At 56.9% G+C, this 14,770-nt stretch carries 13 protein-coding genes; 8 read left to right on the forward strand and 5 right to left on the reverse strand.

From position 1 onward, the window contains the following. Nucleotides 1-57: 57 nt before the first annotated feature. Nucleotides 58-681 (reverse strand): porin family protein, encoded by a 624-nt coding sequence (locus MWU60_RS03870; protein ID WP_247225729.1) that lies wholly within the window; start codon nucleotides 679-681, stop codon nucleotides 58-60. A 214-nt stretch (nucleotides 682-895) separates the two neighbouring features. Beyond that, nucleotides 896-2,002 (reverse strand): anhydro-N-acetylmuramic acid kinase, encoded by a 1,107-nt coding sequence (locus MWU60_RS03875; RefSeq protein WP_247225730.1) that lies wholly within the window; start codon nucleotides 2,000-2,002, stop codon nucleotides 896-898. A gap of 63 nt (nucleotides 2,003-2,065) precedes the next feature. On the opposite strand from MWU60_RS03875, the gene tyrS reads away from it, so the two are divergent. Beyond that, nucleotides 2,066-3,316, forward strand: coding sequence for a tyrosine--tRNA ligase (gene tyrS, locus MWU60_RS03880; protein ID WP_247225731.1), 1,251 nt, complete (start codon nucleotides 2,066-2,068; stop codon nucleotides 3,314-3,316). Here tyrS and MWU60_RS03885 read toward each other — a convergent pair. After that, nucleotides 3,313-3,453, reverse strand: a complete 141-nt coding sequence (locus MWU60_RS03885; protein ID WP_247225732.1) for a hypothetical protein — start codon at nucleotides 3,451-3,453, stop codon at nucleotides 3,313-3,315. The two genes, tyrS and MWU60_RS03885, sit on opposite strands and share 4 nt — an antisense overlap. A 45-nt stretch (nucleotides 3,454-3,498) precedes the next feature. On the opposite strand from MWU60_RS03885, the gene MWU60_RS03890 reads away from it, so the two are divergent. From MWU60_RS03890 to MWU60_RS03920, 7 genes are all read left to right on the forward strand, one after another. Beyond that, nucleotides 3,499-4,314: a GNAT family N-acetyltransferase gene (locus MWU60_RS03890; protein ID WP_247225735.1), complete on the forward strand. Its 816-nt coding sequence runs from the start codon at nucleotides 3,499-3,501 to the stop codon at nucleotides 4,312-4,314. A 65-nt stretch (nucleotides 4,315-4,379) separates the two neighbouring features. Further along, on the forward strand, nucleotides 4,380-5,231 hold the full coding sequence (locus MWU60_RS03895) for a PhzF family phenazine biosynthesis protein (protein ID WP_247225736.1): 852 nt from the start codon (nucleotides 4,380-4,382) through the stop codon (nucleotides 5,229-5,231). A gap of 60 nt (nucleotides 5,232-5,291) precedes the next feature. Further along, on the forward strand, nucleotides 5,292-5,711 hold the full coding sequence (locus tag MWU60_RS03900) for a Fur family transcriptional regulator (protein ID WP_247225737.1): 420 nt from the start codon (nucleotides 5,292-5,294) through the stop codon (nucleotides 5,709-5,711). Between the two features lie 2 nt (nucleotides 5,712-5,713). Continuing rightward, a complete protein-coding gene (locus MWU60_RS03905; protein ID WP_247225738.1) occupies nucleotides 5,714-6,604 on the forward strand; it encodes a DMT family transporter in 891 nt (296 codons plus the stop codon). 41 nt (nucleotides 6,605-6,645) lie between these two features. Beyond that, nucleotides 6,646-7,923: a phosphopyruvate hydratase gene (gene eno / locus MWU60_RS03910; protein WP_247225739.1), complete on the forward strand. Its 1,278-nt coding sequence runs from the start codon at nucleotides 6,646-6,648 to the stop codon at nucleotides 7,921-7,923. Continuing rightward, nucleotides 7,920-8,513, forward strand: a complete 594-nt coding sequence (locus MWU60_RS03915) for a GNAT family N-acetyltransferase (protein WP_247225740.1) — start codon at nucleotides 7,920-7,922, stop codon at nucleotides 8,511-8,513. The genes eno and MWU60_RS03915 overlap by 4 nt, the downstream gene beginning before the upstream one ends. Continuing rightward, complete coding sequence (locus MWU60_RS03920; RefSeq protein WP_247226172.1) at nucleotides 8,510-8,929, forward strand: cupin domain-containing protein; 420 nt, start codon at nucleotides 8,510-8,512, stop codon at nucleotides 8,927-8,929. The genes MWU60_RS03915 and MWU60_RS03920 overlap by 4 nt, the downstream gene beginning before the upstream one ends. Here MWU60_RS03920 and MWU60_RS03925 read toward each other — a convergent pair. Together MWU60_RS03925 and MWU60_RS03930 are read right to left on the reverse strand one after the other, a co-directional pair. Next, complete coding sequence (locus MWU60_RS03925) at nucleotides 8,926-10,842, reverse strand: cation:proton antiporter (protein ID WP_247225742.1); 1,917 nt, start codon at nucleotides 10,840-10,842, stop codon at nucleotides 8,926-8,928. The two genes, MWU60_RS03920 and MWU60_RS03925, sit on opposite strands and share 4 nt — an antisense overlap. 258 nt (nucleotides 10,843-11,100) lie before the next feature. After that, nucleotides 11,101-14,748, reverse strand: a complete 3,648-nt coding sequence (locus MWU60_RS03930; RefSeq protein ID WP_247225744.1) for a vitamin B12-dependent ribonucleotide reductase — start codon at nucleotides 14,746-14,748, stop codon at nucleotides 11,101-11,103. Between the last annotated feature and the right edge of the window lie 22 nt (nucleotides 14,749-14,770).

A 14,770-nucleotide genomic window follows, 5' to 3' on the forward strand; every position in this document is an offset into this window, starting at 1 on the left:
GTGCAATTGTTTTTGGGGAAGGGACAGTGCGATTGGATGCCTATGTTCTTGGCGTGCTTAGAATTGGAACGACACGCGCGCTGCGACTGTTGTCGCGTCGATATCTTCACCAGAGTCGTTGTAGTCCTCAAACTGGTGCTGCAGCACCTCGCCGCCGACACGAATGGCCGGGCTCAAACGATATTCAAGGCCAAGACCGGCAAAACCGCCTGTATCGTCGCCATCAAATGCGTCGACGCTGGATGAGGTGCGCAACTGGGCGATACCGCCAGTTACATATGGCAGGAAATCCCCTGCATCATAACCCAAACGTAGTTTCGCGCGGGTCACTGTATCAACATCGACATCGTCTTGCGAAATTTCGGTACCATCAAGGTCAAGCTCGCCGCCCAGAACCCAAGACCCAAGGTCATACAGGTAGCCTGCATGCGCACCATAAGTCAGATCTTCAGCATCCTCGGTGAGAGCGTCCGCTTCAACACGGCCATAACCAACCTGGCCACCTGCATAGAAACCGGTCCAGTCGCTGCCCATCATGACGGGCGCAGGTGCTATAGGAACTGGCGCTGGTGCAGGTGCTGCCACAGGCTCGGACAAGCCGCCGGCTGATACCATGCCTGCTGCCAAAGCCAAAGGTGCGGCCAACATGCTCGTGCGGGCGATTTTAAATGTCGTTTTCATTTTTTTCTCCGTTAATCCGGTTTGTCGTGTTCGGCATACGTGACACTTCCTGTCGTACGTTCAACGGGTCTCACGCTGCTGTGAATCTGATCGGCGGGATTGAGCGGAGGAGCACGAAAAACGTCGGCCAATCGCCGCGCACTTTTGAAACAATTTCATAACATGAGCGTGATTGTGCACAATTTGGCGGGTTTTAGCGCGCAATTTGCCTATTTTAAGGCGTGGCCTTGAAAGGCTGCGCGATTTTCCCACCGGTCATCGGACGTGGAACACCGGTGGTTTTGGGGCTTGAAATCGGCAGGCCGCGTGCGACCCTGACGGCCAGATAGGCAAAGGCTTGCGCTTCAAGCATATCACCATCCAGATCAACCGCTTCGACCGGGCTTACATCGCAGGCCAAAATGTCGGCCAAACCTGACATGACTGTTTTGTTATGCCGCCCGCCACCTGTGACCAGCAGTCGGCCGGGCATCGTGGGGCATGCCGCACAAGCATGTGCAACGCTTTGAACCACGGCCTGCGCAAGCGTCGCCAGCGCATCAGCATCATCCAGACCCGCTACAGCTTTGGTCAGACCGTGAAAGGCGTCGCGATCCAGCGACTTGGGCGCTGGATCGGCAAAATAGGGATGCGCCATGAAATCCGTAACTATCGCGGCATCAACGCGCCCAAAGGCGGCCAGCGCCCCATCGGCGTCGTATGACAGATCACGGCGTGCCTGCATCAGGTCATTCATGGGTGCATTTGCGGGTCCGGTATCAAACGCCAGCAGGGCGTCAGGGTCAGTTGCGTCCTCACAACGCGGATCAACCCACGTAATGTTGCCCACACCACCAAGGTTCACAAATGCCACCGGCGCATCGGCCTTGATCCATTTTGCCAAGGCAAAATGATAAAACGGTGCAAGTGGCGCACCCTGCCCGCCTGCGGCCACATCGGCAGTGCGAAAATCCCAAGCGACCAGATACCCCAATGCGTCAGCCAATCGCTGCCCGTCACCGCATTGATGTGTGCCGCGCCCGCCAGGATCATGGGCAAGGGTTTGTCCGTGAAAACCCGCAATATCGACGCCTTCAAAAGGCTGCATGGCCGCGCCATGGGCGTTTTCAACTATCTTCGCCGCCTGCACGCAGTCATCGTCCTGCCAAAGCCCAAGATGCGCTTGCAGAACCGCCTGCTCTTTGGTCGTGTAAGCGCGATAATCTGATGGGCCGAACCCATAGATGCGCGCGCCGTCGGTCTGCAAAACTGCCGCATCCACACCATCAAGCGACGTGCCTGACATCGTGCCCAAGGCCGTCACCACACCTGCCTGCAACATCCGCTTTCCCTAACCCTTCGTCCTGACTATAGAGTGCACCGAGACACTGCCAGGAACAAGCCAATGACCTACCACCCCAAATCCGATTTCATGAACGTCATGATAACGCGCGGCTTTCTGGCCGACTGCACGGATTATCAGGGGTTGGATGAGGCGCTAAGCAAAGGGGTGGTGCCTGCCTATATCGGCTTTGATGCGACGGCAAAATCGCTGCATGTCGGCTCACTGATCCAGATCATGATGCTGCGCTGGCTGCAAAAGACCGGGCACAAGCCGATCACGCTGATGGGTGGTGGCACGACCAAAGTGGGCGATCCGTCTTTCCGCGCGGATGAGCGCCCCTTGCTGGGGCCGGAACAAATTGACGACAATATCGCGGGCATCAAACAGGTGTTTTCGGCCTATTTGACCTATGGCGATGCGCCGACTGACGCGATGATGATCAATAATGCCGAGTGGCTGGACGGTTTGAACTACCTCGACTTTCTGCGCGATATCGGGCGGCATTTTTCGATCAACCGGATGCTGTCGTTTGAAAGCGTGAAGTCGCGGCTGGACCGTGAACAATCGCTGTCGTTCCTTGAATTCAACTACATGATCTTGCAGGCCTATGACTTCCTTGAATTGAACCGCCGTTATGGCTGTCTGCTGCAAATGGGCGGATCGGATCAATGGGGCAATATCGTCAACGGGATTGACCTGACGCGCCGGGTGCTGGATCAGGAAATCTATGGCCTGACCTCGCCCTTGCTGACCACCAGTGACGGCAAAAAGATGGGCAAGTCGCAGTCAGGCGCTGTTTGGCTAAATGCTGACATGTGCGCGCCATATGAGTTCTGGCAGTTCTGGCGCAACACGACCGACGCAGATACCGGGCGTTTCCTCAAGCTTTACACTGAGCTACCCCTTGAGGAATGCGAGCGCTTGGGCGCGCTGGAAGGGTCCGAGATCAACGCGGCCAAGATCATCCTTGCAAATGAGGTCACAACACTGCTGCATGGCGCTCATGCTGCGCAGACGGCCGAGGCAACCGCGCGCGAAGTTTTTGAAAAGGGCGGCGTTGGGGATGATTTGCCAACGCTGACATTGACTGTGGACGAAGTTGGCGATGGCATTTCAATCGTGCAGTTAATCGTAAAGTCCGGCCTTGCGAAAAGCGGCAAAGAGGCCAAGCGGCTGATTTCAGAAAATGGCGCAAAGATGAACGATGCACCCTTGACCGAGGCCGGGTTGATCATTGATGCAGCAGCCCTTGCCACGCCAATCAAGCTAAGCGCGGGCAAGAAACGTCATGCTTTGGTGCAGTTGGGCTAAAGCAATAGCAGATCCACAAACAGGATCGTGACTGCAACAGGAAATGTCATGACCGTCGCGGTCACTGCCGCACCCAAGACCGTGGGTCGTGGTGTGGGTGCGCGGACACCTGATACGGGTTTCGAGAGCTTCTTCATGGGCGCATTAACCGCAGCTTAGGTTTCAAATGGCTTAACGGGGCGATGAAACCTGCGCCCTCTCTGCCTTTGCAACAACACCCGTACTTTGCGGCGGCACTTACGCGACTTGGCCGGACAGTGCGATTTATGCCGGTAGACGGCGCAGCACCCGTTTTATCGGTGCGCCAGTTTGGGCAGTGGATCACCTCGCGCGGTCCAGTTTGGCAGGGCGGGCGCAACGCAGATGCGCTGCGCTGCACGGGTTTACGTTTCATCAACGCGGATATCCCCGATGATGCGCTTTTACGCGCCGCAGGCTATCGCCGTTTGATGACCAATGCGCATGTTGCAGAGCTTGATTTGTCGGGAACGCGGGAAGACCGGCAAAAAGCAATGCAACCCAAGTGGCGTAATGCTTGGCGCGTCGGACAAAAAGCGCGGGTCACGCTGAAGGACGAAAGGTACTGCGCCACGACCCATGAATGGTTGCTTAAGGCCGACCTGGCCCAACAGCGCGCCAAGCGGTTTCGCGGGCTGCCACATGCGTTGATTGGCGCATATGCCGCTACAAGTCCCAAATCCGTCAGGGTCTTAACAGCCCATGACGGTAAGGACCCCATCGCGGGTATGTTGTTTCTTTTGCACAGCCCGGTGGCCACATACCACATCGGCTGGACCAATGCGCGTGGGCGGGTGCTTTGCGCGCACCACCATATGATTGTGGATGCCGCTGATCGTCTTGCACAATTGGGTTTTACCAGATTGGACCTTGGTTTGGTCGATACCGAGAGCGCCCCCGGCCTTGCGCGTTTCAAGATTGGAACGGGGGCAGATGTGCGTCCGTTGGGCGGGACGTGGCTGCGGCTTTCTGGGCGCTGATACTGGCCCATGCGCATCGCGGATGTTACGCTCGACAAGGGCGTAGAAAAAACAGAGGCCACCACATGACCACATACTTTGTCTACGACGTCTTCACCAACACCGCATTTGGGGGCAACCAACTGGCGGTATTCCCAAATGCCGCCTCGCTTCCGCAAGACAAGCTGCAAAGCATCGCCAGCGAGTTTAACTTCTCTGAAGTAACCTTTGTCTATCCGCCGGACGACCCCGCCAATGCGGCCAAGGTCCGTATCTTTACACCAACGATGGAAATCCCCTTTGCAGGCCATCCGACCATCGGCACAGCAATCGCCCTGCGCGACGAAGGACATGACGGCGCAATGACCCTTGAATTGGGTGTCGGGCCGATCTCTTGCCAATTCGACAACGATCAGGCGGCATTTACCATTGCAGCGCCACTTGAACGACTGTCGACGCCGGACCCCGATCTAGTCGCCGCCGCTTTGGGAGTGTCGCAGGACGCGATCAAGGTGGATACACATGCCCCGGTACAAGCCAGCGTGGGGTTGCCCTTCGTTGTCGTGGAACTGCAAAACAAAGACCAACTGAACGCTTGCAACCCGTCGCTGGACCACATCCGCGCAGGCGCCGCAAAATACCCCGCTGGTCTTGATTTTGCGATCTTCGTCTATGTCCGCGCAGGTATTCAGATCGACGCGCGTATGTTTGCCCCGCTTGACAACATCCCCGAAGACCCTGCAACCGGTAGCGCTTCTGCTGTGCTGGCGGCTTTGCTGACAGAGGAGCTGGGCCATAACCTGACCCTCAACATTCTGCAAGGCGAGGCGATGGGACGTCCGTCCTACATCACCGCAACCACCAAACACGCGAACCCGGCTCCGGTGACGATCAGCGGTCAGGCCGTGCGGGTCATGCAAGGCACCCTTCTGCTCTAACCCTCTGGAAACCAGCCGCCTGCCTCGCTATCACGGGCAGCAAGACATGATGAGGCCGGTATGACGACGACCATTCTTGAACGCTGCGAGGCCAACGGGCTGCGCATGACGGACCAGCGGCGCGTGATTGCAGGCGTTTTGCAGGATGCAGATGATCACCCGGATGTCGAAGAACTGTACAACCGTGCCGCAGCCGTGGACCCAAAGATTTCACTCGCAACGGTTTATCGCACCGTGAAGCTGTTCGAAGAAACCGGCATTCTGGAAAAGCACGAATTCGGCGACGGGCGCGCAAGGTATGAGGCCGCCGACCGTGAGCACCATGATCATTTGATTGACGTGCATTCCGGCGAGGTGATCGAATTCGTCGACCCCGAAATCGAGGCGCTGCAAGAACGCATCGCGCAAAAGCTCGGTTATCGTTTGATGGGTCACCGGCTTGAGCTTTATGCCGTGCCTTTGACCAACAAGGACAACTGAGTTTGGACAACATCCGCGGCGCGGCCTTCATGGTCTTTGCGATGTTCTGCTTTGCGGTGGAAGACGGGATCATCAAGCTTTTGGCCGGTGCCATTCCTGCGGGGCAAGTGCTGGGCATCATCTGCTTTGGCGGGTTTGTGGCCTTTCTGATCTGGTCTGCGTCACGAGGCGAGCCGCTTTGGCAGCCTGCCTATGTGAACTCCAAAGTCATCATGCGCAGCTTTTGCGAAGTCATTGGTTCGTGCTTTTTCGTCTCGGCCCTCGCGTTGATCCCGCTGACCACAGCGTCGGCGGTGATCCAGGCGACTCCCTTGGTGGTGGCAATGGGGGCGGCACTGTTTCTTGGCCAAAGCATCGGCTGGCGCCGCTGGATCGCGATCATCGTGGGATTTGCCGGCGTGTTGATCATCATCCGCCCCGGCATGGATGGCTTTGTACCCGCGACCTTGCTGGCGGTTGGCGGGATGTTCGGTCTTGCCGCCCGCGACCTCATCACGCGCAGTCTGACCGTTGAATTGACCGGACCACAACTGGGCATTCATGCCTTCGGCATGGTGACACCTGCGGCATTTCTTTTGGTCATCTTGCAAGGCCAATCCTTTGTCATGCCAACCGCATCGCAATGGGCGCTGCTGGGTGCTGGCATCGCTATCGGGATGCTGGCGTATTTGGCAATCATCACGGCAACGCGCCAAGGTAATGCTGGGATCATCTCATCGTTCCGCTATAGCCGCATGGTTTTCGCGCTGATCGTCGGCTATATCGCATTTACGGAAATCCCTGACATGGCCACCTTGATTGGGGCGGCTATCGTCATTGCCTCTGGCATCTTTACCCTGTGGCGCGAGGCGCGTTTGCGCCGCGCTTCCCTAAACGAAAATCCCGCGCTATAGAGGCGCTGATACCGCTAACACCCCGCTTAAGGAGCATCCCCATGAGCACGATCATCGACATCCACGCCCGCGAAATTCTGGACAGTCGGGGCAACCCGACCGTCGAAGTCGACGTGATCCTGGAAGACGGCACCATGGGCCGCGCGGCCGTGCCATCGGGGGCATCCACGGGTGCGCATGAGGCGGTCGAGAAACGTGATGGTGACAAAAGCCGCTATATGGGCAAAGGCGTGCTAGAGGCCGTCGCCGCCGTGAATGGTGAGATTGCCGAAGCCATCCTTGGCTTTGATGCGACCGAGCAGGTAGCCATCGACATGGCAATGATCGAACTGGACGGGACCCCCAACAAAGGCCGCCTGGGTGCAAACGCGATCTTGGGTGTTTCTATGGCGGTGGCCAAGGCCGCGGCTGATTTCACCGCACAGCCCCTCTTCCGCTACATCGGCGGCACCTCTGCCCGTACCCTGCCCGTTCCGATGATGAACATCATCAACGGTGGCGAACATGCCGATAACCCCATCGACATTCAGGAATTCATGATCATGCCGGTCAGCGCGGAAAACATCCGCGAGGCCGTGCGCATGGGGTCCGAAGTGTTCCATACGCTGAAGAAAGAACTGTCTGCGGCAGGCCACAACACGGGTATCGGCGACGAAGGCGGCTTTGCCCCCAACCTTGCCAGCACACGTGACGCGCTTGATTTCATCATGACGTCTATCAAAAAAGCGGGCTATGAACCGGGCAAAGACATCTACCTCGCCCTCGATTGTGCCGCGACCGAATACTACAAGAACGGCAAGTATGAGATGGTCGGCGAAGGTGTATCACTGACATCGGAAGAGAACGCGGCCTACCTTGCGAAACTGGCAGAAGACTACCCCATCATCAGCATCGAAGACGGCATGTCAGAGGATGACTGGGACGGCTGGAAGACACTGACCGACATGATTGGCGACAAGATCCAGCTGGTCGGTGACGACCTGTTTGTGACCAACCCTGCCCGTCTGGCCGATGGGATCGCCAAAGGCTCTGCCAATTCCATGCTGGTCAAGGTCAACCAGATCGGCACGCTGACCGAGACCTTGCAGGCGGTCGATATGGCCCACCGCGCGCAATTCACGAATGTCATGTCCCACCGTTCGGGCGAGACGGAGGATGCCACGATTGCCGACCTCGCGGTCGCGACCAACTGCGGTCAGATAAAGACCGGTTCACTGTCACGTTCTGACCGTCTGGCAAAGTATAACCAGTTGATCCGTATCGAAGAATTGCTTGGCGAAACAGCCGTATATGCTGGTCGGAGCATCCTGAAAGGATGACTCTGACAACGGGCAAATACGATGTGCCTGCAACTCACATTGCGACGGTGATCACAACGCTTGAGATGACCGCGCCAACGATGGGCCCAGGTTTGCCGTTCCCGGATGGCTTTAGCGCGCGCAAGGAAGACCTTAGCGTTGAGGCATTCCGCGCGCTCTTTCGTAAAGTCGGAACCCCATGGCTGTGGACATCCAGTCTGACGGCCCCTGATGCGGAATTGGCAGCAATCCTGACGGACCCGAATGTGGACTATTGGGTGATCTATCAGGATCAGGACGCCATCGGATTGGTCGAGCTCGACTTTCGCGAAGAAGGTGCTTGCGAGCTGTTACTTTTCGGCTTGGTGGCTGAGGCCACAGGCCAAGGGCTGGGACGCCCGATGATGGCACTGGCGCAGACAGAGGCATTTACGCGCAATATCACCCGCTTTCATGTCTGCACCTGCCACCTCGATTCACCGCAGGCATTGCCCTTTTACCTCAAGGCCGGCTTTACACCAATCAAACGCACGGTCGAGGTCTTTGCTGATCCGCGATTAAGCGGCCACCATTCCCTGGACACAGCACCGCACGTCCCATGCCTGACATGACCGCGGACGAAATCATCGCGCGACTTAACCTGTCCCCGCATCCCGAAGGCGGACATTACCGCCAGACATGGGTGGCTGAAAACGACGGCCGCCCCACGGGCACCTGCATTTACTTCCTGCTGAAAGCCGGAGAGGAAAGCCATTGGCACACGGTCGATGCGGTCGAAATTTGGCACTACTACGCAGGTGCGCCGCTGATCTTGTCGCTGGCACCGACGCTCGATGGGCCCGCGACTGATCATATGCTTGGGCCTGACCTGACAAACGCGCAATCACCGCAAGCAATCGTCCCCATGGGTCACTGGCAAAAAGCGGCAACGACCGGCGAGTGGACGTTGGTTGGCTGCACCGTTTCCCCCGGATTTCAATTTGAGGGCTTTACCCTCGCCGATCCCGGCGTCGATATTCCGCGCTAACCGCTGGGTCCATCCTCCGGTAGTTCCTCCTCCGGCATCTCGCCGGTTTCCAAGATTTCCATCATCTCGGCGTTCATGGCCACTTCTCGCGGTCCAAGGATTTCCTGCACGCGGGCAATATAGGCCGTGTTCTCCATCACTGGGATGTTCGGGTCATAGGCATCCGCGAGCGAAATCATCGAGGATCGGTCAGCGCGGTTAAATGCATCGACCATCATCTGCGCCCGATCCTTGGGAATGTTGAGCGCCTCAAGCGCGGAACGGCCCATGCGCAGGGAACTGTCATAGTTTTCGCGAATGATGTCCCGGCAACCCACGGCCCAAAGCTCATACACATGATGCCTGTCTACAGCGCGGGCGATGATATGGACATGCGGGGCGGTTGTACGCACATAGCGCACCAGCTCGGTCAGCTTTTCACGATCATCAATGGCGGCCACAAAAACCTTGGCCCTTTGCAGACCAGCCGCCTGTAAAAGATCAGGTCGGGTGGCATCGCCATAATAGATACGCGCCCCAAAACGACGCATATTTTCAAGATGTTGCGCATTATAGTCGATGACCGTCAGGGCGTAGCCCGCCGCACTCAGAATGCGCCGGACCAAACCACCAATGCGGCCGGCGCCTGCAATGATCACCTCGCCCTGCTCTTCAATATCGTCTGCTTCATCGTCAGCAGTCACGGTGTAGCGCGGCACGATCACGCGATCGTAGAAGATAAACAATAGCGGCGTCAGCATCATGGAAATGGCGACGACGATAAGCAGCTTGTCAGCCAATACCTGCGGCAGGATCAGGTTTGTAACCGAAAAGGACAGCAGCACAAACCCGAACTCACCTGCCTGTGCAAGGCTGAGTGCAAGCAACCATCGGTCCGCGCCACGTATCTTGAAGATCACAGCAAAGATCATCAGCACACAGGCCTTCACGCCGATCAACAACAAGGTAAGACCAAGGATCAACAGCAGGTTATCGCCCAAAAGCGCAAAATCGATGGCCGCCCCCACGGTCATAAAGAACAATCCCAGCAGCAGCCCCTTGAACGGGTCAATATCGGACTCCAACTCATGCCGGTATTCGCTATTGGCCAGCACGACACCGGCAAGGAAAGTGCCCAACGCAGGCGAGAGTCCCACAAGCGACATCAGCAGCGCAATACCGATGACCATCATCAACGCGGTCGCGGTGAACAATTCGCGCAAGTTTGCACCAGCGATAAACCGAAAAATCGGGCGGGTCAGAAAGCTGCCAACCCCGACAACCGCTGCAATCGCCACGACGTTGACAAGGGCGGTCTGCCAGCCGTTAAGACCAGCAACAAGGCTCATCTGCGCTGCATGATCACCCCCACCGTGATCGTCGCCGCCATGCGCGACATCGCCAGCCATATCCAACAGTTCCGGCATCGCCATCAAAGGCATCAACGCCAGCATCGGGATCACGGCAATGTCTTGCGCCAGCAAAACGGCGAAGCTGGACCGTCCTCCGTCACTTTTCATCAGGCCTTTTTCATTCAGCGTTTGCAATACGATAGCCGTTGAACTTAAAGCCGCGATAAGACCGACGGCAAGGGCGACCGTCCAGCCAAGGCCAAACATCATCCCAAGCGCCATGATCGCCGCGGCGGTCAGTCCCACCTGACCGCCACCCAGCCCGATCAACTGCCCTCGCATCGCCCAAAGCCGCTTGGGCTCCAACTCCAAGCCCACAAGAAACAGCATCATCACAACGCCAAATTCCGCAAAATGCTGGATTGAGATCACATCGACGTTCAGCAGGGCCAGCACCGGGCTGATGACGATACCTGCGATCAGATAGCCCAGCACTGATCCCAGGCCCAGCCGGGTCGCAATCGGCACGGCGATGACACCGGCAATCAAAAAGATGAAAGCAAGCAAGAGAAAGTCGGTCATAAGCACGATCCTTTGTTCAGGAAATCATGCGCATGGGTTACGGGTTTTGGAAAGAGGCGGCACCTGACACGACATAAAAAAGGAGGGACACAAGGCCCCTCCGTAGTTTCGCTGATCAAGCTCACTCATTATATACCGCTCGGTTTGTTTGCCTGCGGCTCGATCCGCGTCAGAGCAAGCGCACCTGCTCTGAAGCTCAGTTATTAGCGAAGGAATTTCTGGAAATTCCTTCTGGCATAAGACTTTTCCAGAAAAGTCTTAGCTACACCCAGACGTTCCGCCGCAGGTGTTGCACTTCATGCATGTTCCGTTGCGGACCAGCGTGTAGTTACCGCACTCACCGCAAGGATCACCCTCATAGCCCTGCATCTTGGCCTTGTCGCGGGCCGAGATTGTCGTGGCTGTTCCGGTGGCCACAACGCTTTCGCTGACATCGGGCACCAGTGTTTGCAACGCAACCGCCGCATCTGTGCCGGTCGCCAGTGCTGTCGCACCCATACCGCCCTGCAGGACAACCAGATCCTGTGGCATCCGCTTGCGCAGGTAACCGGTGGATGAGATCTGCTTGAGCACCTCAAGCGACCGCGAAGCGGCGTTTTCGGTTGGTGTCTGAACGTTTGACACGCCCTCTTCCTCGCCACGGCCGACGCTGTCGAATGTCGCACCTTCTGGTTTGACGTGCGCCAGATCGGTGCGGTCCAGATAGGACACAGCCAATTCGCGGAAGATGTAGTCAAGGATCGACGTTGCATTCTTGATGCTGTCGTTGCCTTGGACCATGCCAGCAGGCTCAAACTTGGTGAATGTGAAGGCATCCACGAACTCTTCCAGTGGCACGCCGTATTGCAGGCCGACCGATACCGCGATGGCGAAGTTGTTCATCATCGCCCGGAAGCCAGCACCTTCCTTGTGCATGTCGATGAAAATCTCGCCCAACTGGCCGTCTTCATACTCGCCCGTGCGCAGGTAAACCTTGTGCCCGCCCACGATGGCCTTCTGGGTGTACCCCTTGCGGCGCTGCGGCATCTTTTCACGCTCACGATTGCGCACTTCCTGCACGATGATCTTTTCGACGATCTTTTCGGCCAGAACGGCGGCCTTTTCGTGGTGGTTGCCGCTTTCCAGTGTTTCCTGCGCGTCCTCATCATCCTCAACCAAGGCGGCGGCCAGCGGTTGGGACAGTTTGGAGCCGTCACGGTAAAGCGCGTTGGCCTTCACACCGAGCGACCAGGACAGCTCATAGGCCTTCTGGCAGTCCTCGATTGTCGCATCATTCGGCATGTTGACCGTCTTGGAGATCGCACCCGAGATGAAGGACTGTGCCGCGGCCATCATGTAGATGTGGCTGTCAACACTCAGATAACGCTTGCCTTTTTTGCCACATGGGTTGGCACAATCGAAGACCACATAGTGCTCTTCTTTCAGATGAGGCGCGTCTTCGAGTGTCATTGTTCCGCAGACGTGATCGTTGGCCGCGTCAATGTCCTGCTTGGAATAGCCAAGGTGGCGCAGCAGATCGAAGGTGGGATCGTTCAGCTTTTCGGCTGGAATACCCAGCGTCTTGGTGCAGAACTCCTCGCCCAGCGTCCACTGGTTGAAGACGAACCGAATATCGAAGGCGGATGCGAGAGCCGCTTCGATCTTGTCCAACTCCGCCTGACCAAACCCATGCCCGATCAGTGACGTGTGGTTGATTGCAGGCGCCTGACCGATAGAGCCGTGACCGACAGCATAGGCGATGATCTCTTCAATCTGCGCAGAGCCATAGCCCAGCTTTTCGAGTGCGGCTGGCACGGATTGGTTGATGATCTTGAAGTAGCCGCCACCAGCCAGCTTTTTGAACTTCACCAGCGCAAAGTCAGGTTCGATTCCTGTGGTGTCGCAATCCATCACCAGACCGATCGTGCCAGTTGGCGCGATGACCGAGACTTGCGCGTTGCGATAGCCGTGCTTTTTGCCCAGCTTCAGCGCTTCATCCCAGCTGCCGACTGCCAATTCGATCAAACGCTCGTCAGGGCAGTTGGCGTGGTCAAGTGGCACAGGCTTGACGTCCAGCTTGTCATAGCCGTCTGTCTTGCCCAACGCCGCTTGGCGGTGGTTCTTGATGACGCGCAGCATGTGCTTGCTGTTCTTCTTGTAGCCCGGGAATGGACCCAATTCGCCCGCCATTTCAGCGGAGGTGGCATAAGAGACACCCGTCATGATCGCCGTCAGCGCAGCGCCCATCGCACGACCTTCGTCGCTGTCATAGCCAAAGCCCATGTTCATCAGCAGACCGCCGATGTTGGCATAGCCAAGACCCAGCGTGCGGAAGTCATAGGACCGCTGCGCGATCTCCTTGGATGGGAACTGTGCCATCATGACCGAAATTTCCAATGTCACGGTCCACAGGCGCGTGGCGTGCATATAGTCTTCGGCCTGGAACGCACCGTCTTTGTAGAACGTCAGCAGGTTCATTGATGCAAGATTACAGGCCGTGTCGTCCAAGAACATGTATTCGGAACAAGGGTTTGAACCGCGAATTGCGCCATCTTCAGGGCATGTGTGCCATGCGTTAACCGTGTCGTGGTACTGGATGCCCGGATCGGCACAGGCCCATGCGGCGTGGCCCACTTGCTCCCAAAGCTCACGCGCCTTGATGATCTTGGCGACTTCACCATTACGGCGGTTGATCAGTTTCCAGTCTGCGTCGTCTTCGACGGCCTTGAGAAAGGCATCTGTGACGCGGATCGAGTTGTTGGAGTTCTGGCCGGAAACCGATGAATACGCCTCGGAGTCCCAGTCTGTGTCGTAGGTCGGGAACTCAATGCTGGAATAACCCTGCTTTGCGTAATCCAGAACACGCTTGATGTAAGTTTCTGGAATTGCGGACTTCTTGGCGTCTTTCACGGCAGCGGCCAATGTGTCGTTGGTCTTGGGATCATAGGCCGACACTTCTTCACCGTCCCAGGATTTGATCGCCGCGAAGATCGCGTTCAGGTAACGCGCATGCATCTTGGAACCTGCGACGATCGACGCCACTTTCTGCTCTTCGATAACTTTCCAGTTGATGAATTCTTCGATATCGGGGTGGTCGGCATCAACGATGACCATCTTGGCCGCACGGCGTGTTGTGCCACCCGACTTGATCGCGCCGGCAGCGCGGTCGCCGATTTTTAGGAAACCCATCAGGCCGGATGATTTACCGCCACCAGACAATGCTTCGCCGTCACCGCGCAGGGAGGAGAAGTTGGTACCTGTACCAGAGCCGTATTTGAACAGGCGTGCTTCGCGAACCCACAGGTCCATGATCCCACCTTCGTTCACCAGATCGTCACCGACGGATTGGATAAAGCAGGCATGTGGTTGTGGGTGCTCATAAGAAGACGCAGATTTGGTCAACTCACCGCTTTGGTAGTCGACATAGTAATGACCCTGTGCCGGACCGTCGATGCCATAGGCCCAGTGGAGACCAGTGTTAAACCACTGCGGGCTGTTTGGGGCGGCGCGCTGGGTGGCCAACATGTAGCGCATTTCATCAAAATAGGCGCGTGCGTCTTCCTCGGACGTGAAGTAACCGCCCTTCCAGCCCCAATATGTCCATGCACCGGCTAGACGATCGAAAACCTGCTTGGCAGAAGTTTCACCACCAAAAGTGGCACCCTTTGCGGGCTCAGAGCGCCACAGGAATTCAGGCACACCTTTTTCTTTCACGCGCTTCAGTTCCGATGGCACACCCGCTTTGCGAAAATACTTCTGCGCAATCACGTCAGAGGCAACCTGACTCCAACCAGCCGGAATTTCACAATCGTCAAGTTTGAAAACGACCGTGCCATCAGGATTGCGAATCTCTGATGTGGTTGTTTTGAACTCAAGCTCTCCGTAAGCGCCTGTTTTGGCTTTCGTGAAACTGCGGTCAATTTTCATTGGTCTGCCCCATATCATGTGC

It is taken from the genome of Yoonia sp. F2084L (genome assembly GCF_023015625.1).
Lineage (GTDB): Bacteria > Pseudomonadota > Alphaproteobacteria > Rhodobacterales > Rhodobacteraceae > Yoonia.